Annotated in this window: 27 protein-coding genes and 3 tRNA genes; 12 read left to right on the top strand and 18 right to left on the bottom strand. The window is 46.5% G+C overall.

The window, feature by feature from the left end:
- Nucleotides 1-44: 44 nt before the first annotated feature.
- Nucleotides 45-1,322 carry a tRNA (N(6)-L-threonylcarbamoyladenosine(37)-C(2))-methylthiotransferase MtaB gene (gene mtaB, locus FHW36_RS20960; protein ID WP_145671749.1) on the top strand — a complete coding sequence of 426 codons (1,278 nt, stop codon included), beginning with the start codon at nt 45-47 and terminating at the stop codon, nt 1,320-1,322.
- A gap of 68 nt (nt 1,323-1,390) precedes the next feature.
- Here mtaB and FHW36_RS20965 read toward each other — a convergent pair whose 3' ends face one another.
- Genes FHW36_RS20965 through FHW36_RS20975 form a run of 3 tightly spaced genes read right to left on the bottom strand, consistent with a single transcriptional unit; the run spans nt 1,391 to nt 3,011 of the window.
- Nucleotides 1,391-2,005, bottom strand: a complete 615-nt coding sequence (locus FHW36_RS20965) for a DinB family protein (RefSeq protein WP_145671540.1) — start codon at nt 2,003-2,005, stop codon at nt 1,391-1,393.
- A gap of 57 nt (nt 2,006-2,062) precedes the next feature.
- Nucleotides 2,063-2,659 (bottom strand): leucyl/phenylalanyl-tRNA--protein transferase, encoded by a 597-nt coding sequence (gene aat / locus FHW36_RS20970; RefSeq protein ID WP_246121204.1) that lies wholly within the window; start codon nt 2,657-2,659, stop codon nt 2,063-2,065.
- 43 nt (nt 2,660-2,702) lie between these two features.
- Entirely contained in the window at nt 2,703-3,011 is a 309-nt protein-coding gene (locus FHW36_RS20975) for an ATP-dependent Clp protease adaptor ClpS (RefSeq protein ID WP_145671542.1), read from the bottom strand.
- 99 nt (nt 3,012-3,110) lie between these two features.
- Here FHW36_RS20975 and FHW36_RS20980 point away from each other — a divergent pair, with 99 nt between their 5' ends.
- Complete coding sequence (locus FHW36_RS20980; RefSeq protein ID WP_145671543.1) at nt 3,111-5,252, top strand: cation:proton antiporter; 2,142 nt, start codon at nt 3,111-3,113, stop codon at nt 5,250-5,252.
- Between the two features lie 120 nt (nt 5,253-5,372).
- Here the strand turns inward: FHW36_RS20980 and FHW36_RS20985 are convergent.
- From FHW36_RS20985 to FHW36_RS20995, 3 genes are all read right to left on the bottom strand, one after another.
- Nucleotides 5,373-5,447: transfer RNA gene (locus tag FHW36_RS20985), tRNA-Val, on the bottom strand.
- Between the two features lie 32 nt (nt 5,448-5,479).
- A tRNA-Val gene (locus FHW36_RS20990) sits at nt 5,480-5,554 on the bottom strand.
- 37 nt (nt 5,555-5,591) lie between these two features.
- Nucleotides 5,592-5,666 (bottom strand) — tRNA-Val (locus tag FHW36_RS20995).
- Nucleotides 5,667-5,996: 330 nt separating this feature from the next.
- Between FHW36_RS20995 and FHW36_RS21000 the strand changes: the two genes are divergently transcribed.
- The 5 genes from FHW36_RS21000 to FHW36_RS21020 are packed head-to-tail and all read left to right on the top strand — an operon-like array spanning nt 5,997 to nt 9,829.
- Nucleotides 5,997-6,566: a hypothetical protein gene (locus FHW36_RS21000; protein ID WP_145671544.1), complete on the top strand. Its 570-nt coding sequence runs from the start codon at nt 5,997-5,999 to the stop codon at nt 6,564-6,566.
- A gap of 58 nt (nt 6,567-6,624) precedes the next feature.
- Nucleotides 6,625-6,951 (top strand): hypothetical protein, encoded by a 327-nt coding sequence (locus FHW36_RS21005; RefSeq protein WP_145671545.1) that lies wholly within the window; start codon nt 6,625-6,627, stop codon nt 6,949-6,951.
- A 21-nt stretch (nt 6,952-6,972) separates the two neighbouring features.
- Nucleotides 6,973-7,845: a hypothetical protein gene (locus FHW36_RS21010; protein WP_145671546.1), complete on the top strand. Its 873-nt coding sequence runs from the start codon at nt 6,973-6,975 to the stop codon at nt 7,843-7,845.
- Entirely contained in the window at nt 7,846-8,517 is a 672-nt protein-coding gene (locus FHW36_RS21015; protein WP_145671547.1) for a response regulator transcription factor, read from the top strand. It abuts the gene before it with no gap.
- 1 nt (nt 8,518) lies between these two features.
- Nucleotides 8,519-9,829, top strand: coding sequence for a sensor histidine kinase (locus FHW36_RS21020; RefSeq protein WP_145671548.1), 1,311 nt, complete (start codon nt 8,519-8,521; stop codon nt 9,827-9,829).
- Nucleotides 9,830-9,883: 54 nt separating this feature from the next.
- Here FHW36_RS21020 and FHW36_RS21025 read toward each other — a convergent pair whose 3' ends face one another.
- The gene (locus FHW36_RS21025) at nt 9,884-10,825 is read right to left on the bottom strand and encodes a hypothetical protein (RefSeq protein ID WP_145671549.1); all 942 of its coding nucleotides are present in this window, start codon (nt 10,823-10,825) and stop codon (nt 9,884-9,886) included.
- A 131-nt stretch (nt 10,826-10,956) separates the two neighbouring features.
- Here FHW36_RS21025 and FHW36_RS21030 point away from each other — a divergent pair, with 131 nt between their 5' ends.
- Genes FHW36_RS21030 through FHW36_RS21040 form a run of 3 tightly spaced genes read left to right on the top strand, consistent with a single transcriptional unit; the run spans nt 10,957 to nt 13,951 of the window.
- Nucleotides 10,957-11,616 (top strand): metal-dependent transcriptional regulator, encoded by a 660-nt coding sequence (locus tag FHW36_RS21030; protein WP_145671550.1) that lies wholly within the window; start codon nt 10,957-10,959, stop codon nt 11,614-11,616.
- 36 nt (nt 11,617-11,652) lie between these two features.
- A complete protein-coding gene (locus FHW36_RS21035; RefSeq protein WP_145671551.1) occupies nt 11,653-13,527 on the top strand; it encodes an Nramp family divalent metal transporter in 1,875 nt (624 codons plus the stop codon).
- A 13-nt stretch (nt 13,528-13,540) separates the two neighbouring features.
- Nucleotides 13,541-13,951 carry a thioesterase family protein gene (locus tag FHW36_RS21040; RefSeq protein WP_145671552.1) on the top strand — a complete coding sequence of 137 codons (411 nt, stop codon included), beginning with the start codon at nt 13,541-13,543 and terminating at the stop codon, nt 13,949-13,951.
- Between the two features lie 78 nt (nt 13,952-14,029).
- Here the strand turns inward: FHW36_RS21040 and FHW36_RS21045 are convergent, their stop codons facing one another.
- The 6 genes from FHW36_RS21045 to FHW36_RS21070 all read right to left on the bottom strand — a co-directional run bounded on the left by FHW36_RS21045 (nt 14,030) and on the right by FHW36_RS21070 (nt 18,469).
- A complete protein-coding gene (locus FHW36_RS21045) occupies nt 14,030-14,767 on the bottom strand; it encodes a LytR/AlgR family response regulator transcription factor (RefSeq protein ID WP_145671553.1) in 738 nt (245 codons plus the stop codon).
- A complete protein-coding gene (locus tag FHW36_RS21050) occupies nt 14,745-15,809 on the bottom strand; it encodes a sensor histidine kinase (protein ID WP_222429138.1) in 1,065 nt (354 codons plus the stop codon). The genes FHW36_RS21045 and FHW36_RS21050 overlap by 23 nt, the downstream gene beginning before the upstream one ends.
- Before the next feature lie 10 nt (nt 15,810-15,819).
- The gene (locus tag FHW36_RS21055) at nt 15,820-16,173 is read right to left on the bottom strand and encodes a DUF4288 domain-containing protein (RefSeq protein ID WP_079469030.1); all 354 of its coding nucleotides are present in this window, start codon (nt 16,171-16,173) and stop codon (nt 15,820-15,822) included.
- Nucleotides 16,174-16,238: 65 nt separating this feature from the next.
- On the bottom strand, nt 16,239-17,003 hold the full coding sequence (locus tag FHW36_RS21060) for a LiaF transmembrane domain-containing protein (protein ID WP_145671554.1): 765 nt from the start codon (nt 17,001-17,003) through the stop codon (nt 16,239-16,241).
- A 150-nt stretch (nt 17,004-17,153) separates the two neighbouring features.
- A complete protein-coding gene (locus FHW36_RS21065; protein ID WP_145671555.1) occupies nt 17,154-17,822 on the bottom strand; it encodes an FAD-binding oxidoreductase in 669 nt (222 codons plus the stop codon).
- Between the two features lie 41 nt (nt 17,823-17,863).
- Entirely contained in the window at nt 17,864-18,469 is a 606-nt protein-coding gene (locus FHW36_RS21070) for an SGNH/GDSL hydrolase family protein (RefSeq protein ID WP_246121205.1), read from the bottom strand.
- Between the two features lie 191 nt (nt 18,470-18,660).
- Here FHW36_RS21070 and icd point away from each other — a divergent pair, with 191 nt between their 5' ends.
- Nucleotides 18,661-19,932: an NADP-dependent isocitrate dehydrogenase gene (gene icd, locus FHW36_RS21075; protein WP_145671557.1), complete on the top strand. Its 1,272-nt coding sequence runs from the start codon at nt 18,661-18,663 to the stop codon at nt 19,930-19,932.
- 239 nt (nt 19,933-20,171) lie between these two features.
- On the top strand, nt 20,172-21,401 hold the full coding sequence (locus FHW36_RS21080; protein ID WP_145671558.1) for an NADP-dependent isocitrate dehydrogenase: 1,230 nt from the start codon (nt 20,172-20,174) through the stop codon (nt 21,399-21,401).
- Nucleotides 21,402-21,480: 79 nt separating this feature from the next.
- Here FHW36_RS21080 and FHW36_RS21085 read toward each other — a convergent pair whose 3' ends face one another.
- From FHW36_RS21085 to FHW36_RS21105, 5 genes are all read right to left on the bottom strand, one after another.
- On the bottom strand, nt 21,481-23,085 hold the full coding sequence (locus FHW36_RS21085) for a L,D-transpeptidase family protein (protein ID WP_186452549.1): 1,605 nt from the start codon (nt 23,083-23,085) through the stop codon (nt 21,481-21,483).
- A 384-nt stretch (nt 23,086-23,469) separates the two neighbouring features.
- On the bottom strand, nt 23,470-24,042 hold the full coding sequence (locus FHW36_RS21090) for a helix-turn-helix domain-containing protein (protein ID WP_222429139.1): 573 nt from the start codon (nt 24,040-24,042) through the stop codon (nt 23,470-23,472).
- A 3-nt stretch (nt 24,043-24,045) separates the two neighbouring features.
- Nucleotides 24,046-24,909, bottom strand: coding sequence for a hypothetical protein (locus tag FHW36_RS21095; protein WP_145671560.1), 864 nt, complete (start codon nt 24,907-24,909; stop codon nt 24,046-24,048).
- A 13-nt stretch (nt 24,910-24,922) separates the two neighbouring features.
- The gene (locus FHW36_RS21100; protein ID WP_145671561.1) at nt 24,923-25,471 is read right to left on the bottom strand and encodes a heavy-metal-associated domain-containing protein; all 549 of its coding nucleotides are present in this window, start codon (nt 25,469-25,471) and stop codon (nt 24,923-24,925) included.
- 82 nt (nt 25,472-25,553) lie between these two features.
- Complete coding sequence (locus FHW36_RS21105) at nt 25,554-25,946, bottom strand: HYC_CC_PP family protein (protein WP_145671562.1); 393 nt, start codon at nt 25,944-25,946, stop codon at nt 25,554-25,556.
- Between the last annotated feature and the right edge of the window lie 10 nt (nt 25,947-25,956).

The following is a 25,956-nucleotide window of genomic DNA, read 5'->3' on the forward strand; positions in this document are numbered from 1 at the left end:
TTACCTAACTATGACATAAAAAGTTCCTACCTTTGCCTCCCTTTATGGAACAGGTAAAAACAGTAGCATTTCATACACTCGGCTGTAAGCTGAATTTTTCAGAAACCTCTACTTTAGGCAGGTTGCTGGAACAGGATGGGTTTGTAAAAACGGATTTTGAAGATACCGCAGATGTATATGTGATTAATACCTGTTCGGTAACCGATAATGCCGATAAAGAATGCCGTATGCTGGTGCGCCGCATACAACGCCGCGCTCCAGGCAGCATGGTAGTCATCACCGGTTGCTATGCCCAGCTGAAACCACAGGAAATCGCTTCTATTGAAGGAGTAGACCTGGTACTGGGCGCTGCAGAAAAATTCAATATTGCTGAGCACCTCAAAACGCTGACCAAGGGCGACAGCACCAAAATCTGCTCTTGTGATATCGAGGAGGTGAATAGTTTCCATGCCTCTTACTCCCTCAACGACCGCACCCGTACCTTCCTGAAAGTACAGGATGGTTGCGACTACACTTGCGCTTTCTGTACTATCCCGATGGCCAGGGGTAAAAGCCGCAGTGATAGTGTGGCCAACGTGGTAGCCCACGCCCATACCCTTGCCGCTACCGGTGTAAAAGAAATCGTACTCACCGGCGTAAATCTGGGCGATTTCGGAAAAGGCTTTGAAGGTGGTAAAAAAAGAGAAGAATCATTTTTTGAACTGGCACAGGAACTGGATGAGGTAGAAGGCATTTCCCGCTACCGCATTTCCTCCATAGAACCGAACCTGCTTACCAACGAGATCATCGAATTTGTAGCCAACAGCCGCAAGTTCATGCCGCATTTCCATATTCCCCTGCAAAGTGGCAGTAACGAAATACTGGGATTGATGCGCCGCCGCTACCGCCGGGAACTCTATGCAGAAAAAGTAGCGCTGATCAAACAATTCATGCCGCATTGCGCCATCGGTGTAGATGTGATTGTAGGCTTCCCCGCTGAAAGTGACGCACACTTCCAGGAAACGTACGACTTCCTGCATGAACTGGATGTCACCTACCTCCACGTATTTACCTACTCAGAACGGGCCAATACACACGCCTTGGATATCAAACCCGTAGTGCCGGTGCATATCCGCAACGAACGCAACAAAATACTCCGTAACCTCAGTCATAAAAAACAACAGTTCTTCAACGAACAGCACCTGCACCAAACCAGGAAAGTATTGTTTGAATCGTTGGGTAAAGATGGTATGATGGAAGGCTACACCGATAACTACATCAAAGTAACCACGCCTTTCCGCCAGGAATGGCATAACCAGCTGATCGACTGGGAACTGCGTTAACTGGATTTTCTGCCCATCAATAACGCCATGTCAGCGACAATGATTATACCATGCCTGTGGTCATTCGCTTACTTTGGAAACCCGGCGTCTGCTTTCACTTCCTGTAACTGTTGGGTATGCCTGTTGGTATGTGCGGCATCCAGCAACAATAGCTGGTAAGCATCAATCATGCCCAGTACCGGGTGGTTCATCACATGATTACGCAAATCATCATTGGTATTGGTTACATACTCAATCAGCTTGTTTCTTTGCTCTGTAAAGTTTTTGATCGCTTCTGCATCAGAAGAATACGCATGCTTGGGTATGCCAAACTCCGGCGCCTTTGCCTTGTGACTCCGGTCTTCCACATTCTTAATGATTTGCTCATCTGTTGTTTTGATCTCTGTTCTTTTCTCAGGATTTACCGGTTGTTTCACCAGTTGTTGTTCCCCCTCCATAATAGCTTTTTCAATCAGGGTAATATGCTCCACACATTCTATCACAGACCAGCGATCGGGAGCGGTTTTATATTCCAGCTGTGCATCACTCAGCCCTTGTACTTCTTTCAGGAGGTTGTCCCTGGTTTCCTGCAATTGAGAGATGAGCAATGTTTTGTCTTCGCGTACTACCTTTTTAGCGGGAGGTTGAAATGCCATAAAGCTTATGCCGGTGGCAATAAGCAGCAATAACCGTAACTTTTTCATGAGGGTAAGTTTAAGTGCCTGAAAATTGGAGTTTGAAATAAGATTGCGAAAAGTAAGTTACGAAAAACCAATGATCTCCAGAAATTCTTCCCGGCTAATGAAAGACGCTCCCAGGGAGGCCAGATGCGTAGTATGTACCTGGCAGTCGATCATTTTCAGTTCGGTCGCATAGGCTTGTACAAAGGTAATGAACGCCGCTTTGGAGGCGTTGCTCACATCCGAAAACATCGACTCACCGAAGAAGAATGGGCCCATTTTAACGCCATAGAGACCGCCCACCAATTGGTTATCCTGCCAGCATTCCACCGACATGGCATAGCCGGCCTTATGTAAACGGATATAGGCTTCCTGCATTTCAGGCGTAATCCAGGTACCGGTTTGCCCGGGCCTCGGAATGGTGCTGCAGCGTTGAATTACAGCCGCAAAATCTTCATTATAGGAAATACGGAATTGTTGCCGCCGCAATACCTGTTTCATACTGGCAGACACCTTCAGTTCATCGGGGAATAATACAAAACGGGGATCAGGGCTCCACCAGAGGATAGGTGGTTCATCGTACCAGGGAAAAATACCAGAACGATAGGCCAGTAACAGCCGCTCTACCGAGAGATCGCCACCTATCGCCAGTAAGCCATCCGGCTCAGCAAGCTGCACAGGAGGAAAAATTAATTTTTTATTAAGACGAAAAACGGACATATCAGGTGTCGGCCATTTCTTCAATAGTAGCACTTAGGCCCCTTTCCTGGAGGGCTTCACACAAAGGACGCAGCTTAATATATTCACCTTGTTTTACGGCGTATTTGCCATTAAAATGAATAATTAAGGCACATTGCTCTGCCTGTTCATGCGTATGCCCGCAAACTTCCACGAGGGAAGCAATCACCCAATCAAATGTATTAACCTCATCATTCCATACCACCAGACTAAACGGAAACTGTTCATCTTCCGCTGTCAGTACGTCTACTTCTTCCTCCGGCAGTACTTTTGTACTTGTACGATCGCTCATCTTTGAAAAAAGCTTTACACAAAATTACATGGATTATTCGTTAATTTATCCATATTTAGGACCGATACCCTGATTTTAGAGATATAAAAATGGTAATTAATGAAAGGACTGGTTTTACTCATGGACACAAATTTACCACTGAAAGATCCTGTACCGATCTTCTCGCTGGTGCTGTTTATTATACTGCTGGCCCCTATCATCCTGCGTAAATTCAGGATACCCAGTATTATAGGGCTCATCATAGCAGGCATGCTGATCGGGGATCACGGGTTTAAAATAGTAGAAAAAGGAAGTATTAACCTGTTTGCCAACGCAGGATTGCTCTATATTATGTTCCTGGCCGGCCTGGAGCTGGACATGACCGAGTTTCGCAAAAACCGCTACCGTAGCATGATTTTCGGTGCTTTTACCTTTTTTATTCCGCTCATCATGGGATTTGTTGTATGTACCTACGTACTGCATTTCAATTTTATGGCTACCCTGCTGGTATCCAGCATGTTTGCCACCCATACCCTGGTGGCCTATCCACTGGCCAGCCGGCTGGGCATCACTAAAAATGAGGCCGTTACCGTAGCGGTGGGAGGTACTATTATCACCGATACCGCTGTACTGCTCATCCTTGCCATCATCACCGGGGCACAGGCGGGCAACCTGAACACCTACTTCTGGGTACGTTTGGGCATTTCCCTGACCATTTTTGCCGTTATTATCCTCTGGCTGATGCCTATGCTGGGCAGATGGTTTTTCAAGAAAATAAAAGACGATAAAACATCCCACTTCATATTTGTGCTGGCATTGGTATTTGCCGCCGCCTTCCTGGCAGAACTGGCAGGGGTGGAAGGTATTATCGGGGCCTTCCTGGCCGGATTGGCCCTCAACCAGCTGATCCCGCATACTTCCCCGCTGATGAACCGGATCGAATTTGTGGGAAATGCCCTGTTTATTCCGTTTTTCCTCATCAGCGTAGGGATGCTGGTAGATCTGCGGGTGCTGCTCAAAGGTCCTGAAGCCCTGATCATTGCCGGGGCGCTCACCCTCATGGCCCTGTGCAGTAAATGGCTCGCCGCCTTCTTTACCCAGCTGTCGTTCAGGTACAGCAATACCCAGCGGAATGTTATCTTCGGCCTCAGCAGCGCCCATGCTGCCGCTACGATTGCCGTTATCCTCATTGGGTATAATATGGGTATTGTAGATGAAAATGTGTTGAATGGAACAGTAATCCTGATCCTGATCACCTGTCTTACCGGGTCTTTTGTAACAGAAAATGCCGGCCGCCGGCTGGCCATCCAGGAAGCAGAAAACAAACCGGAAAATCCGGAACAACCGGAACGGATCCTCGTACCGGTATCCAATCCCGAACGGATCGAATCCTTACTCGATTTTGCCGTGATGATCAAAGACACCAGCGCCCCTACCCCCATTTACCCGCTGGCCGTAGTACAGGATAACGACGAAGCCAAAGAAAAGATACACCTCACCAATAAAATGCTGGAAAAAGCAGTGATACATGCTGCTGCCACAGAAAGCCCGGTGCAGGTAGTTACCCGCATAGACCTGAACGTATCTGATGGTATTACCCGCGCCACCAAGGAATTGCTGATCAGCGATGTTATCCTGGGCTGGACAGACAGAACCAGCACTACCGACCGCTGGCTGGGGAATATCTTCGGTACCACGCTCGACAACGTTCTACAACGGGTATGGGAAACGGTATATGTATGTAATTTCCATTCGCCGCTGAACACCACCAAGAAAATGGTGCTGGTCATACCTCCCAACGCAGAGTATGAACTGGGATTCCTACACTACCTGCAAAAAATGTTCATGCTAGCCAAGCAGGCAGGCGCACGGCTGCTGGTATTCTGTAACGCAAAAACACAGGTCATTACCGAAGCTTTTTCTGAGAAATCAAAACTCAGTGTCGACCTTAGTTTTAAACAATTTGATACGCTTGAAGATTTCCTGATCCTTTCCCGTGAAATTACCCGCGATGACCTGGTAGTAGTGGTAACGGCGCGTAAGAGCACTCTTTCTTATCATGCATATATGGATAACATTCCGGCCAAACTGGAACGTCATTTTAAAGATAATAATGTGATCCTGCTGTACCCGGAACAGAGAGAGTTTAACTCACTGGAAGCGGGCCTGCAACCAGAAGATCTTACGCTGGCGCCTATACAGGAACAAATTGCCAACCTGAATAAACTGGGTAAGGCGGTAAGACGAATATTTAAAAAGTAACCAGTATCAGATAAGAGAGGAGCAACAATATTGCTCCTCTCTTATCTGATACCTATGATAGTGCGCAAATTAAAAAGGTCCTGCAAAAAACTGCAGGACCTTTTTAATTTGTGTGTAGTGTGGGAGCTACTGGATTCGAACCAGTGACCCTCTGCTTGTAAGGCAGATGCTCTGAACCAGCTGAGCTAAGCTCCCGAAAGATCTTTAAGACGGAATGTTGATGGTAGTGGGAGCTACTGGATTCGAACCAGTGACCCTCTGCTTGTAAGGCAGATGCTCTGAACCAGCTGAGCTAAGCTCCCGCTAAAGATCTTTAGTAAATATGTCAAAAAATTGAAGTGGGAGCTACTGGATTCGAACCAGTGACCCTCTGCTTGTAAGGCAGATGCTCTGAACCAGCTGAGCTAAGCTCCCTTTTTGTTGGTAACCATCATTCCTTTTGTTTGATGGGATTGCAAAGGTATAAACTAATTTTATTCTACCAAATATTTTTTGAAAAAAGCAGGAAAGCAGGCCCGCAAAAAATAAGCACATTCTCCTCAAACCATCTCCCACAGCATATTTCCCTGGAAGCAAATTTACATTTCAATTTTATAAATCATCCACTACTTTTTTTCATTTATATATATGGAGCATCAATAATGTGCATTTTTTTCGAAAATTTCCTGTTTTTCATTTTCGCTTCATCTTCGGCCTCTAGCTTTGTTCCTGATATAATTATTGAGCAACCGAAAAATCTTTGTCATGAAATCTACCACATTAATGATCGCCACTATGCTTTTGTCCGGTGCCGCCTTTGCGCAACAAGCCAATGTAAGCACTAATGCCAGCACCAACGCAAATGTTACCGCAGCTCCACAGCAGAGCAAGGTAACCACCTCCTCCAACAACAATACCAGCGCCACCGTATCTACTCCGCATAGCGGGGGAACAGTAAATGCTTCTCATAGCACTGCAGGTACCATCAATACTGGCAACACCATCGCCAATAGCGTGAGTGCAGGTCAGCAGGGGGCCGTGCAGGCACAAAACAACATCGCCGCTACCGTGAATAATACCGTGCAGGCCGGCCAGCAAACAGCTGTACAGGCGCATGGCATCGTTACCTCAGTTGCCAATACTACCGTGCAGGCAGGACAACAGGCCGCTGTGCAATCCCACGCTGCGGTAAAAGCCACTACCACCAATTCAGTCAAAGCTACTAACCATATCATCCAAACCGGTGCAGCAGCTTCACAAAGCGTGAAAGTACACCCTGCTCCCATTAAGGTGAATACCAGCGTTGTAGGAAATGCCGGCCTTCACATCTTGTAATTCCAAAATAAAAACAGAATTTTGTTGGGATATCTCAACAAAATTCTGTTCTCTTTCTGTGATGGTAAAAATGCTGACATCTGCTTCCGTGTTGTTGTTCGCAATAGCATTACTCCAGCCCTCCAAAGGCTATGGACGTGATAAAGCCATGTCCGTAACAGCACTTTCTACCCATTACTTATTACCGGTGGCCGACAGCGTACCGCTTACCAATCACCCGGCAGATAAGCCTGCTGAAAAACCAGTGGATCCATCCTCATTACCTGTTATTAAAGAAGTACCTAAAACAAGGCGCATGGTAAAACCGATGGCCCTTCCTTCTCCATTGCCTGTCCAACCAATTAAGATCATAAAACCAAAAATCGTCATCAAAAAGCTGATCTGACGGGACACTAAAAAACGAATTATGAGATATGCAATCATATTAACCTTGCTGACAGGGTTATGCTACCAGTCTGTAATGGCACAAACCGACAGTATTGCCCGCACTGATAGCACCACACAGGTTGAAAAAAAGAAAACGACGTTTACCCTGGGCGCCCTTTACGCCAATAATGCCAGTTATTACGGGCAAACCGCCGCTTCACCCATGCCATACGTAGCCGCCAGCGGTGTAGTGCAGTTCCCCTGCGGCATTTACCTCAGCAGCACTGCTTACCGCCTGCTAAAAGATTCCAGTCACGCCGTATCCGCTACCAGCGCCACTGCCGGCTTCTCTTTTCCCATAGGCAAAAAATTAACCGCCGATATTGCGTATAGCCATACCTTTTACCCATCTAATTCTGCCTTCCTGCAGGCGGCCAACCCGGATAACGCCACCGCCTCGCTGAAATATAAATACTGGATGACTACCGGTATCAGCGGCGACTACGCCTTTGGCAAACAACAAGACGTATTTGTTACCGCCACCACCGAAAAACTTATCCAATTGGGAAGCTTTTCCAAAAAAGACCTGATTACGCTTACACCGTCTGTTGATGTAGTAGCAGGTACCCAGCATTTCTATGAATCGTATGTAACACAACGCTATCTGCAGTTCAAAGACCTGGGACTGCCCCTGCCCTTCCTGCCGGGCGTACCAGCCGGTAGCCAAACGGTAAATAAAGAAGCTACCAGCTTCGATGTACTTTCGTATAACCTGCATGTACCGCTGGCCTATAACCGCGCTCACTATATGATTGAAGCCGCCTACCAATTGTCGGTGCTCAGTGATAAAGCCCTGAGCGGCGCCGGGGAAACCCATTCTTTTGTGAATTGCAGCTTTTATTACCAGTTTTAAATGAATGTACTGATCATAGAAGATGAAAGGTCGATGGCGACCGAAATGGAGGCCTTCCTGAAGAAGGCCTACCGCTGCGAGCTGGCAGCCAACGCCGCGCAGGCGATCATAAAACTGGAAGACAACCAGTACGACTTCGTATTGCTCGACCTGGGACTTCCGGACATGGATGGCCTTCAGCTATTGCAAAATGCACGCAAACTATGCCCGGAAGCAGCTTATATTATTCTCACCGCCCGCGGGCAACTGGAAGACCGTATCAAAGGACTCGACCTGGGCGCAGATGACTATCTCCCCAAACCCTTTTCCCTGCTGGAACTCCAGTCGAGGATGCAGGCCATTGCCAGGAGGAGATTTGGCCTGCAGGAAGCCCTGCTGCCACTCGGCGATTTTAACCTGGATCTGCAAAAAAGAAATGTATATTTCGAACAGATAGAAATAGCACTTTCCCGCAAGGAATTTGACCTGCTGAGTTATATGCTGCTGCACAAAAACAGGCCGCTCACCCGCATGCAACTCAGCGAACATATCTGGGGCAACCTGGCAGATGAAGATTATGATTCTAACTACATTGACGTACATATCAAAAATATCAGGAGAAAATTGTCGGCCTATGGATCGGTAGAATGGTTGCAAACCATCCGCCACGTAGGATATAAAATAAAAATCTAGCGTGAAACTTTTTACCAAGCTTACACTGTTTATCACACTGTCTAAAATGGCCGTGGCAGGGCTCTTCATTCTTATACTCCCCCTGCTGGTGGAAGACATCGCTTATAAATACAACGATTTTTATCTCCGGGAACAAAAGAAAAAAGTACTACAGGTAATACAGAAAAATGGCATCGATGCCTACCTGCAGGGAGAGGAAAACTATGGTAGCTATACCATGCTGAAAGAAGAATATATCTCCCTGGAACCCGCTACGTCACTATCACTCCATGATACCATTGCCACGGTACGGCGTTTAGTGGAAGGCGATACCCTCACCTATCGTGTACTTAGTCACCAGCTACAGGCCAGCCAGCGTACCTTCCTGCTGGAAATAGGTAAAAAAACCGCCACTATCAGCCAATATAATAAACCCTTACAACGGGTGGCGCTATACGTACTCGGGGGACTGATCATCATCACCATCGTGATTGATCTCATCTTTACCCGGCTACTGCTGCATCCATTAGGGAAAATTATCAGTACCCGGCTGCTCAACCGGCGCTTCCCCTTCAAAACACAGGCGCCGCCTATAAAAACCAGTACCACCGATTTCCGGTATCTCGATGAATCGCTGGTGGAACTTATGACCCGGATCAATGCGGCTTTCGAAAAAGAAAAAGAGTTTACCTCCAATGCCTCTCATGAACTAATGACACCCATCAGCATCCTCCAAAGCAAAATGGAGAATATGCTCGTGGATACCGCAACTGACGAAGAGCAGCAAAAGAGAATCCTGGGCATGATGAAAACACTTAACCGGCTGAAAAAAATTGTTCGCGCGCTCCTGCTCATTTCACGCATTGAAAACGATCAGTTCCCGAAAAATGATACAATAGTGCCTTCCACACTGGTAGCAGAAGTGATGGAAGAATTGGAACACCGGTTAGATGAAAAAAATCTGCACTTTTCTTCACAGCTGACACCGGATGTAACACTGCCCCATCTCAATCATGACCTGGTTTTTCAGCTGATTTATAACCTGCTCAACAATGCTATCAAATACAATAAAACGGGAGGCAGTATCCGGGTTACCGATGAGCTGCTACCAGGCGCTTACCGCTTAACGATCGCCGATACCGGGGTAGGTATCGATCCCAGGGATATTCCTGTTATTTTTGATCGCTTCCGGAAGGCGCCCCGTGATACGGAGGAAGGATACGGCCTGGGACTATCCATCGTTAGCACCATTGCCCGGTATTATCACATACAGGTTACTGTAGATGCAGCTATAGATCGTGGTAGCGCGTTTACCTTAACTTTTCCCCTGTAAATAAAACAGCCGCCCCTGATATACGGAGCGGCTGCCTACTTTATCAATGATATTTTATTTCTTTTTCTTCTTTTCTGCTTTCTTCACAAATCCTCCTTCAAAGAAACATTTAATTCCCCTATAGGCACCACAACCGCCAATCTCCCGGATATTTACCCTGCCGGCAGAAAACTGGAAGGCAATCCCACAGGAAGATTCTTTGTCTTTGTATTCACCGCGGTTACCAGCCAGGTAATGGCCTTTACCACTGATTTCCCCTTTGCAGGCGCCATTATCTTTGGAGAAGGTAATAAAGAACTGGAATGTCTTGTTATCCTCGCCATCCCGGATAGATACAATGCTCATATCGCCAGCCGTATAATCACCGGAAAATTTCTGCTTCCGGGGCAGCGTATCTATGGGATTGAATATTTGTCCGGCGTTGGCTGGTCCGTTGGAATTAGTCATAATCAGTGTAGTAGTACCTTTTGCATCTACCATGTAAAAATCTTCTTTTAACGCGCTGCGGTTACCATCCAGTTTTTTCTCACTGCTGATCTTAATTACATTCTTGTTATCTATCAACAGGGAAGCAGTGGTACCGTCTGCGCTACCGGTACTGGCTACACGTATACGGCTCAGATATTTACCTTTTTTGTCGAAGAAGCAGAGATAACCTACAGATTGGGAGCGGCCATCCCCTCTTACTGCCATATAGTTTACTACGCTACCGGGAATCCGTTGCAGTGGGAAATAATCCACCTGCTCACGTTTGCCAAAATCGCCCTTACCCAGGGTATCTGGTAAAAAGTGCATGGCGGCGGTGTCTAATGCCAGCGAGTCGGCCAGCTTCAGCTGCAACGTGTCAGGAGTAAGCTTGTAGGGCAGCGTACCAGGTGTAAATAGTGTCTGAAAATCTTCAAATGTCATTGGTTCATCACCCCTGCCTGTTTTCTTCTTGGATTTGCAGGCTGCCAATACGCCAATGGCCAGTAATAATAAAAGGATACGCTTCATTCGAAAAGTTAGTTCTGGACGAAAAGTTAGATATAATTTTTATATGTGCGCGCTAAAAATCAAAAAACATACCGGATAGATAAAAGTTCGGATTTATTATTTAGATTTGTCTAAATAATATTTTAGACCACATGAATTTATCGATCGCGGAGGAAAACTACGTAAAATCCATTTACAAGCTACAGGAAGGCGACGCAGTGGTGACAACCAACGCGCTGGCCTACGAACTGGAAACTAAGCCAGCATCGGTAACAGACATGGCTAAAAAGTTGAAAGAAAAAAAACTGATTGACTACGAAAAATATAAAGGCATCACCCTCACATCCGAAGGCAGAACGATGGCCCTGCAAATTATCAGGCGCCATCGCCTGTGGGAATGCTTCCTGGTAGACAAGCTGGCTTTCAGCTGGGAAGAGATACATGAGCTGGCAGAAGAGCTGGAGCATGTGCGCAGCGAAAAATTAATCAGTCGCCTCAGCGACTATCTCGGCAACCCGGTTATAGATCCACATGGCGACCCCATACCCGACGCCCAAGGTAAAATGGCTAAGCCACGCCCGCAAACTTCGCTGGACCAGGCCAATGCCCGACGCCTGGTGGTGACCGCCGTTACCGATCAATCAACCGCCCTGCTGGCCTTCCTGAATGCCAAAAACATTAAACTGGGCACTCAATTAGAGGTAATTGCCCACTATGAATACGATAACTCTATTGAAATAAAACTGAAACAACATCCGGCCATCACGATTAGTGAACTGGTAGCCAAAAACATTATGGTAAGACCCGTATAATCCTTCGTGCAGACCGAATTATTATCTACTATGAGCATGGAACATATACATTCAGCCACATCGTTAAGTGAGGTACATCAGAGCGTAGAAACCAGCGGAAAATCCAAGTGGAAGAAAATCTTTGCCTTCTTTGGCCCCGCCTACCTGGTCAGTGTAGGCTATATGGACCCGGGCAACTGGGCTACCGACCTGGCCGGCGGCAGCCAATACGGATACAAGTTGCTCTGGGTACTGCTGATGAGCAACCTGATGGCGCTCCTGCTGCAAAGCCTGAGTGCCCGCCTCGGTATTGTGCGCGGACGCGATCTGGCCCAGGCCAACCGGGAAACCTATCCCCCCGTGGTAAATTTCATCCTTTACATACTGGCAGAAATTGCCATTGCCGCCACCGACCTTGCCGAAGTACTGGGAATGGCGATTGGTATCCAGCTACTCACCGGGCTTCCCCTCATCTGGGGCGTGAGCTTAACGGTGCTGGATACCTTCCTGCTCTTGATATTACAACGCTATGGTATCCGTAAAATGGAGGGATTTATTATTTCACTGGTAGCCATTGTGGGCACCTCCTTCCTGGTAGAACTTATATTGGTAAAGCCGGAAATGGGCGAAGTAGCCAAAGGATTCGTTCCTTCTATTCCCGACAATACGGCCTTATATATTGCCATCGGTATTATTGGCGCCACCGTGATGCCGCATAACCTCTATCTCCATTCTGCCCTGGTACAAACCAGGAAGATTAAGCGGGATGATGCCGGCATCAGGCAGGCCATTAAGATGAACTTTCTCGACAGCACCATCGCCCTGAACCTGGCCTTCCTGGTCAACGCCGCTATCCTCATCCTGGCTGCCGCCGTGTTCTTTAAAAGCGGTCGCACCGACGTTGCCGAAATACAGGATGCCCATAAACTGCTGGATCAGCTGCTGGGCAGCAAACTGGCCCCCATTCTCTTTGCCGTGGCATTAATTGCCGCCGGGCAGAGTTCTACCGTAACCGGTACCCTGGCGGGGCAAATTGTGATGGAAGGCTACCTTCGCCTGCGTATCAATCCCTGGCTACGCAGGCTCATCACCCGGCTGCTGGCTATTATCCCGGCATTGCTGGTAATACTCATTGCCGGCGATGACGAAGTAGGCGCCCTGCTGGTATTCAGTCAGGTATTACTCAGCCTGCAACTGGGCTTTGCAATCATCCCGCTGATACACTTTGTGAGCGACCGGAAAACAATGGGCAATTTTACCATCTCCCTGCCCACAAAAATTATCAGTTGGGCAGTCACCATTTTATTGGTGTACCTTAACATGCGGATGGTATTCACAGAAGCCATCGGGTATATGTCTGGTACCGGAAATATGTTTGTAGACGGACTCATTATTGCCGGCTGCGCCGGCTTTGTGGTAATGTTGCTCATTACCATTCTTTATCCCCTGCGTAAACGCTACCGCGAAGATGCCGCCGCCGGTATACATACCACCCAGGTATCACTGGGAGAAATGGAAAAACCCGTTTACCACCGCATCGCCATGGCACTGGATTTCACGGCTAAAGACCGGGAGATCATCACTAATGCTATTGCTCACGGCAACGAACATACGCAGTATATCCTCATCCATATTGTAGAAAGCGCTTCCGCCAAATACTTCGGAAAAGATTCAGATGATCTGGAAACACGCAGGGATCAGGCCCAGCTCGACACTTACCTGGCCTTGTTAAAAAGCCGCGATATCAACGCCAAAGGTGTACTCGGTTTCCGCCGGCGCCCCCGCGAAATTGCCCGCATCGTACACGAAGAAAACGCCGATTTCCTTGTGCTGGGCGGACATGGACACCGCGGTTTCAAAGACTGGCTATACGGCGAAACCGCCAACCAGGTAAGACACCACGTAAAAATACCAGTGCTGGTAGTACAGTGATAATATTTTTTACATGCAGCAACATTTTCAACCCGGCGACCGTAAAGAATTCCGCCGCATTGTACGGCAGGAAGACTGTGCCGCCTTCGACAGCGGAAATGTACATCCCGTTTATGCCACCTTCGCACTGGCCCGCGATGCAGAATGGTGCTGCCGCCTGTTTGTACTCGACATGAAAGACGATACGGAGGAAGGCATCGGGATACAACTCACTATCGATCATACGGCGCCTGCCTTAATAGGCAGCGAGGTGCTGTTTACGGCTACTGTTGGTTATATACAACAGCATGAAATTTCCTGCACCTACACCGCTACTGTAAGTGGCCGGCTCATTGCCAGCGGTACACAGGTACAGAAGATTTTAAAAAAAGAAAAGCTGGAGCGACTGTTCGCTGGATTGAGCAACGATCAAAAGCAGCCATAAAAAACGGGGCAGCCATCCATTTATCAGCGTTGCTGATAGCCGGATGGCTGCCTCTTTTATATAAAGGATGAATATTTTTTACAGTCCCAATGCAGATTTCAGACGAGGATACCCTGTTTTACTCACCAACACTTTCGCCCCGCTGCGCAGGATAGCCAGGTGGTTTTCCTTCTCATACGGATCAATACGGGTTACCTGGTTTACATTCAGAATATAGGACCGGTGTACCCGCGTAAACTGTTGCGGGTCCAGCATCTTCTCAAAAAAAGACATGGTCTTGTTTTTCAGAAAACTTCCTTCCTGGGTGAAAATTTTCACATAGTCATCAGCTGCTTCGATATAGTGAATATCCTGTACGGGGATAATCTTGATTTTACCATTGATTTTGATCACCACACGGTTACTTTGTACCGGGTTAGCCGCGGCCGTTTCCAGTAAAGCAGCTGTGCTGGCAGGCATTGACTGATATTGATCCAGCCATTTCTGAACGGCTTTATCAAAACGTTCACTGGAAAACGGTTTCAGCAGGTAATCTACCGCATGTACCTCAAAAGCCCTGATAGCATGCTCTTCAAAGGCCGTGGTAAAGATAACTGCCGGCATATTTTCTACTAGTTCCAGCATCTCAAAACCAGTAATTTTAGGCATTTGTATATCAAGAAAAATAATATCCGGTTGCTGTTGCTGTATTGCTTTCAACCCTTCAAATCCATCATTGCATTCCTGTACTACCTGTATTTGCGGAAAGTTCAACAGGTATTCCTTTACTACTTCACGGGCCAATGGTTCATCATCAATTATTACTGCTTTTATCATGGGTTTGTGGTACTTTAATGATTGTCGTAAAAATGTGTTCAACGGCGGTTGTTTCCAGCAGATCCTGTCGTGCAAACAACAGGTAAAGCCTTCGCCGTATGGAATTCAGGCCAAATCCGGTGCCTTTATTGGGCTGTTGTAATTCGTTATCAAATGGGTTTTGTATGGATATATACAGCATATTGTCGGCTATCCATGATCGTATGCTGATGGTAATTTCGCCGGTTGTATCATACAGTCCATACTTAATGGCGTTTTCCACTACTGGTTGCAACAACATGGGTGGCATCCGCATCTTCTCTGTATTTTCATCGGAAACAACCTCAGTGCTTAAGCGGTGCCCAAAACGAACCTTCTCAATATCGAGATACAATTGCAGATAGTTCAGCTCTTCCGCTAAAGTAATCCATTCCTCATCTTCCCGCTTGATGGAGCCCCGTAAAAAATCAGAAAGCTTCAGTACCATTTCCCGGGCTTCTTTCGGGCGAAGCATAATCAATGCATTGATAGAGTTGAGACTATTAAACAGGAAGTGTGGTTGCAATTGCTGGCGCAGCTTAAACAACTCCGCCTCCCTCACTATTTTTTCGTTGGCCTCTTTCCGTTGCAACATTTCCTGCGCGTCTTCTGCATCGTACCACATCTGGCTTCTCAACCCAATACCGGTAATGATCATCCAACCCACCAATCCATGAATGGGGATAGCGTTGTTAAGCCAGTGCAGGTAAACCGTATCTGCCACAAACACTGATTTAAGTATCCATCTGCTTAAACATACCCATAATACCGACAGTGAAAAACTTACCACATTTACATATCCAAACTTCATGCTCTGCACGGTTGGCCGGTAATAAGCCACGTTCTGGCTGATAATGATCCCGGCAGCTCCCAGTAATATCACGTGCACAGAGCTATCGGTAACTGCCTGCCATAGAGGAATATCAAACCAGAAGTAGAGTAATCCTCCATATAATAACAGCCATACGCCGAAAGACATGATAAACATCCACCATGCCTTGCCTTTCATGATTTGTTTTGCCAATAGCGCGGTTTTATACGTTAAGCTCAAAATATTGCTGGCCCTGCAGTTGTGCAGATTTCATCTGCAACCAGGCGATATAGGAATTAGGGTCCCCCGGCTCTTCAATACGGGAATACAATTCCATACCATCTGTTAACTGATCCAGTGTATACACTTCCGGTACATTAATGAATTTCCATTGTACCAGCTCCTGCTGTTGATTTTTAAATGCATATTGTTCCTGCATACCAATTTCACGGGCTTTGTCACATGCATCTTTCTTGGTAACAGCGCTGATTAATCTTAATTGTTCATCGAATTGCGGGGTATGATTCCCCTCACCGCAAATAATCTGATATACTACTTTCGCAACAAACCAATGCATAAGAAAAGATTTTAAAGTTGGAATGAGATAGAGTTTAATAATAGGAAGCCAGGGCCTGGTAATGATCAGGAGTAGCTCTTGATTTCAAGTCCCCCGAAAATGCAGGAGCCTTTCAGGATCAGCATTTTTTCAGGACCGTTATTGGTTAGCAATTCAGGATAGCGTTTATCGTCTACACCGCCCATTATACTGGTTACATCTACTTTCAATTTCCAGTTGGAAGGCACGATAATTTCACAGCCACCAAATATGGCGGTAACATCCAGTACAGCGGTTCCTTGTATATCGGCTTTCATGAAGTTGAGTACAGTGCCGCCAAAGATGGAAGTTACGTCTCCTCCTTTGAAGTTTTTAGACATCACCACTTTATCCACACTACCGAAAATAGCAGTAGCGTTCAAAACATCGTCACTATCAGCGCCGCTGGCGGATACTTCACCCAGGTTACTGGCAAAATCGGTAGCAAAATTTGCTTTTTTATCTTTCCATTGTTTAGTAGAATAGCTCCGTTTTGCGATGACCGACACCCCCACTGCAATCAGCACCACTGGCCAGATAAACTCTGCGCTGCTATAGGGCCAGTCAAAAATATCTCCTGCGAGGAAAATACCGCCTACCAATATCATGATAAACCATCCTATCCCTCTGAAATTATGGCTAACGCCAATAGCAATACCAACAACCATCAGGATAGTTTGCCAGGAAAACAACCAGTACGGCAAGTTCAGGTTCAAGCGTTGTAACAGCAGGCATACACCCACAATGATCAAAATAACGCCACCCATGCCGCGGCTTTTCCTTCTTGATGCTTCGATATCTTCGTTTTTCATTTGTTTAATGTTTATGATACAAATGTAGAACGGCCCTCCCGCTTTTAAAACAGCGTTTAGGCTAATAAAGCACCGCTACCGGTAAACGGCAGGAAATTACCGGTGAAAATGCCAGGTCTGACTTCCCCTGCTGGGGAGATACCGGTGAAACTAGATCTCCACTGTTACCAGCGCCTCATCACCGGCTAATTTTACCAGGATGGCCTTTAGTTGCTGTACCATGGGATCGGGGCCGCAGATGTAGAAATGCTGGTTGAAATCACTGACTTTCTCCCTCAGATAAGCTTCGTCGATGGTCCGGTGGTCGTATCCAGGTGCATTATCGGCGGTAAGGGTATTGATAAACCGGTTGCCCAGCATGTGTTCAAATTCATCTTTCAGGATAATGTCTTCCCGGGTTTTATTGGAGAAAATGAGCTGATTATGTCCCAGCTGTCCCTTGTGCTGTAAATCGCGTAAAATGGCGATGAAAGGCGTTACACCGGCGCCTCCGGCTATAAAAACGCCTTCTCCTTTGTAGTGAATGGTTCCCCATACATCGTGCAGAATCAGTTCATCGCCGGCTTTGAGCTGGCCCAGCTCGTGGGTAACGCTGTTGTGGTCATCATATATTTTAATGGTAAACTCCAGGTTTTCCCAGGAAGTGAGGCTGGTAAAAGTGAAAGGGCGTCTTTCTTCCTCCCATCCGGGCTTATTCACGGATACTTCCGTAGCCTGGCCAGGTACATAGTTATATCCATGGGGCTTTTCCACAGTAAACCTGCGGACGTTATGTGTTACAGGGGTAACAGCGAGAATTTTTACGATATGGCTTTCCATTGGTTTAGGTTTACTATGATGAATGTAGCGTACGTCCGTATTTACCGCAAAGCCTGTTCCAGCCGTGGTGCCAGGGCGAGGGCCCAGCGATGGTAATCTTTTCCTGATGGATGCAGGCCATCTGTGGCCACCAGGGAAAGGTCCTTTGATGCCTCCCGGGTGAACGGGGTAATATCTACGTATTGTACCTGCTGCTCCACGGCAATGGCTTTATTCACGGCGTTGTAAGCGTCTATCTCCTTTGCGATCTGCTCCCGGTCGCGATTGGCCGCAAAGGGCGTAACGCCCCAATCGGGAATAGACAGCACCACCACATGAGCCGGGCGATTACCTGCAAAGGCGATAGCCTGTTGTAGCAGGGCGGCAAACTCCTGCCGGTACTCTTCTACAGAACGGCCACGGTATTGATTATTCACCCCTATGAGCAATGTTACTATATCATAAGTATGCGTAATATGTGCTGCCGCAATACCGGCCAACAGTTCATCGGTAGTCCAGCCGGTAGTAGCAATAATTACAGGTTTGTCCACCTGGTATCCTTTTTCGCGAAGCAGGGCGGCGGCTTGTACAGGAAAACATTCCGGGTAGGCAACTTGTTCACCAATAGTATAACTATCGCCCAGGGCGAGATATGTGATGGGAGTCATGCGGGTGTCTGCGATTTTGTTGTTGCAAAAAAATGTGCAGCAAAATAACATTAATACTAACATAAGCAAAAAGTTATATACCGGTGGAAAATTTGCCCGATGACGATAGAAACTTGACCGGGCTTTAAGTGGAAAAGCGTTACCTTTGCACCCGATTACAACAATTACGTAACGCATAAAGAAACCGTTTTATGCCGGCAGAAAAAATATCGATGAACAATGGCCTGTTACAGGTCCCTGCAAATCCCATCATCCCATTTATAGAAGGCGACGGAATAGGTCCCGACATCTGGAAAGCCAGTGTTCGTGTATTCGACGCAGCTGTGGAAAAAGCCTATGGTGGTGATCGGAAAATTGAATGGAAAGAAGTACTGGCAGGTGAAAAAGCCTTCCAGCAAACAGGAGAATGGCTGCCAAAGGCAACATTAGACGCGCTGAAAGAATACCTCGTGTCTATTAAAGGTCCACTTTCTACTCCGGTAGGTGGTGGGATCCGTTCCCTGAACGTGGCTATGCGCCAGGAACTGGATCTGTACGCCTGTGTAAGGCCAGTACGTTGGTTCAACAAAGTACCCTCTCCGGTTAAACACCCGGAGAAAGTTGACATGGTGATCTTCCGTGAAAACACCGAAGACATCTATGCCGGCATAGAATACATGACAGGTACGCCTGAAGCAAAAAAACTGCTCGATTTCCTGCAAAATGAAATGGGCGTTAAAAAAATCAGGTTCCCGGAAACATCTTCTCTCGGTATCAAACCGGTATCTATTGAAGGTACAGACAGGCTGGTAAGGGCGGCTATTATCTATGCACTGGAACACAAACGTCCTTCTGTGACCCTCGTTCACAAGGGCAACATCATGAAATTCACCGAAGGCGGTTTCAAAAACTGGGGTTATGCACTGGCAGAAAGAGAATTCGGCGATAAAGTGTATACCTGGGAACATTGGGAAAAAACCAAGAAAGATCTCGGTGAGGAAGAAGCCAACAAAGAGCTGAAAGTGGCCATGGCAAAAGGTAAACTGTTGATTAAAGACGTTATTGCAGATAACTTCCTCCAGCAGATCCTGCTGGCGCCGCAAGACTACTCTGTGGTAGCTACCCTGAACCTGAATGGCGACTATATCTCTGATGCGCTGGCTGCAGCGGTAGGTGGTATCGGTATCGCTCCGGGCGCCAATATCAACTACAACACCGGCTACGCCGTATTTGAAGCTACACACGGTACTGCACCCCGCTTTGCCAACACCAACACCATGAACCCATCCTCCGTGATCCTGAGCGGTGTAATGATGCTGGAATACATGGGCTGGAAAGAAGCAGCAGAAACCATTGTACACGGCCTCAGCACCGCTATCATGCGCAAACGCGTAACCATCGACTTCTACAACCTGATGGACGATGCTACCCTGGTTAAAACCAGCGAGTTTGCCGATGAAGTTATCAAACAAATGCACCTGTAATAAGCATAACGCTTACAGCATATAGCAAAAAGCTATTGTAGCGAATGAGAAGGGCGAAATATGATACAATATTCGCTTTGACCATTCGCTACAATAGCTTTTTGCTTTACACCTTATGCTTTATGCTTTCTTAATTTTGTTTTTTTCCCAGCTATTTGTATTTTTCGTGATTATCCCGCAAGGGATCGCTTGAATAATTGTTGAGAATTGCTTTTAATCTAATTTTTAAAAAACCCGAAATGGCAGAAAAAATTAAAGTTGCTAATCCGGTGGTAGAACTGGACGGTGATGAAATGACACGCATCATCTGGAAATTCATCAAGGACAAACTGATACTTCCATACCTGGACGTTGAAATTAAATATTATGACCTGGGCATGGAGCATCGCGATGCTACCAACGACCAGGTAACCATTGATGCTGCCAACGCCATCAGAGAAGTAGGCGTAGGTATCAAATGTGCCACCATTACTCCGGATGAAGCCCGCGTAAAGGAATTCGGCCTGAAACAAATGTGGAAATCACCTAACGGAACTATCCGTAACATCCTGGATGGTACCGTATTCCGTGAGCCTATCGTTATGAAAAATGTACCACGCCTGGTGCCTAACTGGACAGCGCCGATCTGTATTGGTCGTCATGCTTTCGGTGACCAGTACCGTGCTACCGATTTCGTGACCAAAGGAAAAGGTAAACTCACCATCAAATTTGAAGGTGAAAACGGTGAAGTCATCGAACATGAAGTATATAACTTCAAAGGTGATGGCGTAGCACTGGCTATGTACAATACCGACGAATCTATCAAAGGCTTTGCACGTGCATGTTTCAACCAGGCGCTGATGAAAAAATGGCCTTTATACCTGAGTACTAAAAATACCATCCTGAAAAAATATGATGGCCGCTTCAAAGATATCTTCGAAGACATCTATCAACAGGAATTCAAAGCTCAATTCGATGCTGCCGGCTTAACTTATGAGCACCGCCTCATCGATGACATGGTAGCCAGCGCGCTGAAATGGCACGGTAACTTTGTATGGGCTTGTAAAAACTATGATGGCGACGTACAATCTGATACAGTAGCACAAGGTTTTGGTTCCCTCGGCCTGATGACATCTACCCTCATCACCCCTGATGGTAAAACCATGGAAGCGGAAGCAGCACACGGTACTGTAACCCGCCACTACCGCGATCACCAGGCTGGTAAACCAACTTCTACCAACCCTATCGCTTCCATCTTCGCATGGACACGCGGCCTGGAATTCCGTGGTAAACTGGACAACAACCAACCACTGATCAACTTCTGTCATGCACTGGAACAGGTTTGTATCGAAACTGTAGAAAGTGGTAAAATGACGAAAGACCTGGCTGTTTGTATCCATGGCAATAAAGTAGAACATGGTAAACACTACCTGTATACAGAAGAATTCCTGGATGCGCTGGACACTGCGCTGAAAGCGAAACTGGCTTAAGTGATACTTCACATTTCCAATAAAAAAGCAGCGAAAATTTCGCTGCTTTTTTTATTTAGACTTCATCGCTGAAACGCTATTATAACTTCATTTTCTTTCTCATGACTTTATCTTCTCCATAGATATCATCATAGAAAACCAACTCCCTATTCTGCCCTTCTGCAGTGAAATAGCGCAGGTAAATAGGAATATGTTTAGGCAAATCTACCTGCTTCTTTTCTTCCCTGGCCAACCATACGCGTACACTGTCTCCACTATGCCTGATGCTGTCGGCCCGTACCAGGAACTGCGCGAGGCTATCCCATTGCTGTACCCTTACGCAACCATGGCTCATGGCGCGCATAGAATTCTTGAATAACCCGCGGTTGTTGGTATCATGCAGGTATACGCTGTACTTATTACGGAAGTTAAACTTCATAATGCCCAGAGAGTTGTCGATACCATCCATTTGCCGCAATACATAAGGGAAATGTCCTTTGCTTAGCTTCGACCAATCGATAGAAGCCGGATCTACGGCATTGCCATCTTTATCTATTACCTCCAGGTTTTTAGACGCCAGGTAGTTGATATTTTTCTTGATAGCCGGCAACATCTCCTTAAACACAATGCTGTAAGGCACGCGCCAGTATGGATACATCATGAAATTGGTCATATAGGAGTTCAGCAACGGCGTACGGGTACGCGGCGCACCCACAATTACACGCGATTCCAGCTTCACTTCCCCGCTGTCTACTACCCGCAGCAAATAGCCGGGCACATTTACCATAATATATTGTGCAGGCAGGGTATCCGGCAACTTCCGCCACCGGTCCATGTTTACAGCTGCCTGCATCACCCAGTCATGCATAGAACGGTTCAGCGCAACAACTGTGCGCCTGCCGGGTACGCCATCGGGATAGATGTTAAACTCCTTCTGGAAAGCTTTTACACCGGTTTTTAACAATGAGGTGTCTGCCCCCCGGCCGGTAGTATCCAGGTGACCGCTTTGTACGAGGCGGTTAATTACCAGCTGTTTGAATGCCAGCGTATCGGTATAATTAAGCGGTAAGGTATCCCAGTGGTAATGTTCATACTTCGACTTGAATGACTGTATGCCTTCTTTCAATGCCAGGTAGCCGGCATGCGTAGGTTCCAGCGCATGAAGGGAGCTGGTAATACTGTTGTCGCTTAATGCCTGCTTTAACCTGGAGATCAGCTGCGCATCCGTAAAGGTGGAGTCTTTTCGAAGGGTAATACTATCCCTCGGCGCTACGCCAAACTTCAGGTCGGACGCCATTCGCATAAAAGCGTCCGTCATCAACACGTCTACCTTTGCCCACAACGCAGCATCCTTTTGGGCCGCTGCATCATTGTGCAATTGCGCCCAGGCAGCAATGAGCGCTGGCTCATGGTACTGGGCCGGCAAAAGTCCTGCATCCTCTGCCTGTTGAATCATCATCAACATAGAATCGGCAGCAGGGCTGGCCACTCCATTCTTCGACCATTGGCCTGAAGGTTTGTCTTGTCCGTAAAATTCCTGAATAGCAGCGGGGCGGAAAGCCTGTAAACTGTCTTCCAGCTCTCCATCATTGTCTTTCAGGGCTGACAACCGTTCTGTGATATTATCACTGATCACTTCGTCGAGTTGTCTGATGTTTGCTACAATCTGTTTTTGTTTTGGGGCAGTATGCTTTTTTTTATTCACACAAGAGGCTAACAACAAGCACACTCCAGATCCGCACAACAAACCAATAATTAAATTTTTGTTCTTCATCTGCAGTAAATCGCTATGGTAAAGGTAAGGGGTTTTACAAATACTGTGCTGAAAATTTTTGTACCTGCCGTGCATTTCCCAGGATGGGCCTGATAAAAAAGAACGGGAAACAAATGTAAAATATTCACATTCGTTTCCCGTTCGCTACTGGCTATACGATTACTCCGATTATTTACAGCAGTCCTTCTTCATAAACAAGGACTGTAAAATCCGAAGTAAACCGGTTAATACTTTTTTCATGTCAGATTTTTTTAAAAAGAGGCTGCGGTGTGCAGCAGCCTCTTTTACACTAAAACTAAAACAACTAACTTCTCACTATATCTTGTCTAACGGTATACGCCCCGGCGCTTTTAACTGCTTAAACTGGCTGGGCGTGAGACCTGTAACTTTCTTGAATTGGGCCGAAAGATGCGCTACACTGCTATATCCCAGCTTATAACTGATTTCACTTAAACTTAACTCATTATATACCAGCAGTTCTTTAACCCGTTCTATCTTCTGTTGAATAATATACTGCTCAATCGTAGTGCCCTCTGTTTCAGAAAAGAGATTGCTGAGATAATGATAATCCTTTTGCAACTTCCCTGCCAGTAAAGTAGAAAAATTTTCTCTCATTTCATCCAATTCAGAATGATGCACTGCCTGCACAATAATGCTCCTTATACCGGCTATCAATTGCTGCTTCCTGTCGTCGATCAGTACAAATCCTTCCTGTTGTAATAAACCCGATAGCTTTTCCTGCTGCGGCGCTGTTACCATTCCCTTCACCGTTACCTTTCCCAACTGAATATCCAGGATATCCAGCTGCTGTTCCGTGAATATATTCGTAACCACCTTGATACAACGTGGGCAAACCATATTTTTTATATACAGATCTGTTGTAGGCATCGACTACTTTTTGATATTAAAGATGTTGTGTTCCACCCGGATTAAAAAAGAGTTGAACGTATTTCTTGGCATGTCGCCGGCTACCTGCGCCCGGTACGACAAATCCAGCCGCGTGGTGCTGTTGAAAATAAACTGTACGGCAGGGGCAATATCCAGGTAAGAACCACGGCCTACCCCATCAGTATTCGTTTTTCCCAACAGCTCCAGGTACAGGTTTAGGTTGGTTTGCTGGAAGCTTTTATACTTCACCGGTAATACCAGGTACCCTGCCGAAAGACTGTAGTTGATGGCATTCCGGGAGAAATCGTCCGGGATGTTATCTTTCACATTATTCATATAACGGGAATATCCCAACGTGGTAGACAATGCCAGCTTATGCAGCAACTGGGTAGCAATAATCCCCCCGTTGACCCCCGAGGTAGCGCCTTCCAGGTCGAGTTCCTTGTTATTATAAGGCCGCATGGGGTGAGTACCGGCAGCCATCACCGGGTAGTAAGGGTTGTCGATCACAGCGCCCCGTACATAAGCCGCCATGCGGAAATGCGCATGCTGCTGGTCCAGCGACAGGAAGCGATACTTTGCATAAACGCTTCCTCCTTCCGCCCGAACCGACGATTGCATCATATTAGACGCATATCCCTGCAGGTGTAACATCAGCTTCTTGTTGACGCCCCACATGATCTCAGGCTCAAAACGCATCCCGTTTTCCCGGGAATGCTCCATATTAAAAAACTTATTGGTGAGTCGTATGCCAAGAGAGTGTGCGGGCATATTGCTCGCCGGCTCTGTATTTACGTATAATTCCTGGGCAGATAGGATGCCGTTGCCAGTCATGATCGCCACTGCTATCATCAAAAATTTCTTCATATGCCGGCAAGTATTAAATGGTAACGTGATATACCCGTTTAGAAGCAACCGTTGCATCTGTTCTGCAGCAATCGCCTGTCATCATTCCTGTCTTATAGCAAGGCATACTTGTTTCGGTACTGAATTTTTTGAATTGTTTGGCAGACACAAAGTCTTTATCGATCACCGTAATATCTTTATCGCCTGTTAATACCTGGTTTTTCACATCCATGAAATGCAGTGTATTACCTGCAAAAGCCACATGAGCATCGTTTTTAATGCTTACTCCTTCAAAATTTGCGGTCATCACCAGTTTACCCACAGAAAAGCCGGCATCTTCCACTTTTGCCTTGATGGCATCAATATTCACCGGTACATTAGATTTGAAAGTGAGTATGAACGTGGTATTATCCAGGTCGGTATCTATCTTATCCACAAAGGGCAGTGATTCCAGGGCTTCATAGGTTGCTTTTGAACACATGGCACAGGTAAGGCCGGTAGCATGTACACTGGCTTTTTTAAATTGGGCATTGGCGCCAAAAGTCAGGCCCAGTGCGAGCAGTATAATGGATATTGTTTTCATGATAAATGATCTGATTAAATAAATAAAATGAATAGAAACGTCATAACTGTACAGTTCCGCAGTAAGCGGAAAACAGTAGGTATCAGATCAGGAAAGTGCAGTTGCGGAGGAAAATAGGGTTGGTAACGAGATCCGGCGGATCATGCCGATCACCGCTGATCCAGGTGGCAGCAACAGATAATGCAGGAACCTGTAGTATTCTTACTGGTAACTGCATGTCTGTAGTAGTAATGCTCCATGTTTGTTGCACCACTTTGGCGGCCTGGTGCGACGCTGTTACCTTACAAAACTTGAATTCGTTCTTACAACAATCCATGCCTTTCGATGGCTTATGACATTGCTGGCAAAAATCTGCCGGCGTATCCAACCACTCCACCGATGCCAGTTTCCCCATACAATAGTGCACGTTTACCGCAAATCCGCTGGTAAGCGTTACATACAAGATGGCAAATAATATGGCAAAAAAGCGTTTCATATTGAATAAC

This window comes from Chitinophaga polysaccharea (genome assembly GCF_007829335.1).
Taxonomy (GTDB): Bacteria; Bacteroidota; Bacteroidia; order Chitinophagales; family Chitinophagaceae; genus Chitinophaga; species Chitinophaga polysaccharea_B.

What these genes read in the sequence shown, in the direction of transcription:
- mtaB (WP_145671749.1), top strand. Translation starts at nt 45, where the DNA reads ATGGAACAGGTAAAAACAGTAGCATTTCATACACTCGGCTGTAAGCTG.
- FHW36_RS20965 (WP_145671540.1), bottom strand. Translation starts at nt 2,005, where the DNA reads ATGAAAAAGTTACGGTTATTGCTGCTTATTGCCACCGGCATAAGCTTT.
- FHW36_RS20975 (WP_145671542.1), bottom strand. Translation starts at nt 3,011, where the DNA reads ATGAGCGATCGTACAAGTACAAAAGTACTGCCGGAGGAAGAAGTAGAC.
- FHW36_RS20980 (WP_145671543.1), top strand. Translation starts at nt 3,111, where the DNA reads ATGAAAGGACTGGTTTTACTCATGGACACAAATTTACCACTGAAAGAT.
- FHW36_RS21000 (WP_145671544.1), top strand. Translation starts at nt 5,997, where the DNA reads ATGAAATCTACCACATTAATGATCGCCACTATGCTTTTGTCCGGTGCC.
- FHW36_RS21010 (WP_145671546.1), top strand. Translation starts at nt 6,973, where the DNA reads ATGAGATATGCAATCATATTAACCTTGCTGACAGGGTTATGCTACCAG.
- FHW36_RS21015 (WP_145671547.1), top strand. Translation starts at nt 7,846, where the DNA reads ATGAATGTACTGATCATAGAAGATGAAAGGTCGATGGCGACCGAAATG.
- FHW36_RS21025 (WP_145671549.1), bottom strand. Translation starts at nt 10,825, where the DNA reads ATGAAGCGTATCCTTTTATTATTACTGGCCATTGGCGTATTGGCAGCC.
- FHW36_RS21030 (WP_145671550.1), top strand. Translation starts at nt 10,957, where the DNA reads ATGAATTTATCGATCGCGGAGGAAAACTACGTAAAATCCATTTACAAG.
- FHW36_RS21035 (WP_145671551.1), top strand. Translation starts at nt 11,653, where the DNA reads ATGGAACATATACATTCAGCCACATCGTTAAGTGAGGTACATCAGAGC.
- FHW36_RS21040 (WP_145671552.1), top strand. Translation starts at nt 13,541, where the DNA reads ATGCAGCAACATTTTCAACCCGGCGACCGTAAAGAATTCCGCCGCATT.
- FHW36_RS21045 (WP_145671553.1), bottom strand. Translation starts at nt 14,767, where the DNA reads ATGATAAAAGCAGTAATAATTGATGATGAACCATTGGCCCGTGAAGTA.
- FHW36_RS21055 (WP_079469030.1), bottom strand. Translation starts at nt 16,173, where the DNA reads ATGCATTGGTTTGTTGCGAAAGTAGTATATCAGATTATTTGCGGTGAG.
- FHW36_RS21060 (WP_145671554.1), bottom strand. Translation starts at nt 17,003, where the DNA reads ATGAAAAACGAAGATATCGAAGCATCAAGAAGGAAAAGCCGCGGCATG.
- FHW36_RS21065 (WP_145671555.1), bottom strand. Translation starts at nt 17,822, where the DNA reads ATGGAAAGCCATATCGTAAAAATTCTCGCTGTTACCCCTGTAACACAT.
- FHW36_RS21070 (WP_246121205.1), bottom strand. Translation starts at nt 18,469, where the DNA reads ATGACTCCCATCACATATCTCGCCCTGGGCGATAGTTATACTATTGGT.
- icd (WP_145671557.1), top strand. Translation starts at nt 18,661, where the DNA reads ATGCCGGCAGAAAAAATATCGATGAACAATGGCCTGTTACAGGTCCCT.
- FHW36_RS21080 (WP_145671558.1), top strand. Translation starts at nt 20,172, where the DNA reads ATGGCAGAAAAAATTAAAGTTGCTAATCCGGTGGTAGAACTGGACGGT.
- FHW36_RS21090 (WP_222429139.1), bottom strand. Translation starts at nt 24,042, where the DNA reads ATGCCTACAACAGATCTGTATATAAAAAATATGGTTTGCCCACGTTGT.
- FHW36_RS21095 (WP_145671560.1), bottom strand. Translation starts at nt 24,909, where the DNA reads ATGAAGAAATTTTTGATGATAGCAGTGGCGATCATGACTGGCAACGGC.
- FHW36_RS21100 (WP_145671561.1), bottom strand. Translation starts at nt 25,471, where the DNA reads ATGAAAACAATATCCATTATACTGCTCGCACTGGGCCTGACTTTTGGC.
- FHW36_RS21105 (WP_145671562.1), bottom strand. Translation starts at nt 25,946, where the DNA reads ATGAAACGCTTTTTTGCCATATTATTTGCCATCTTGTATGTAACGCTT.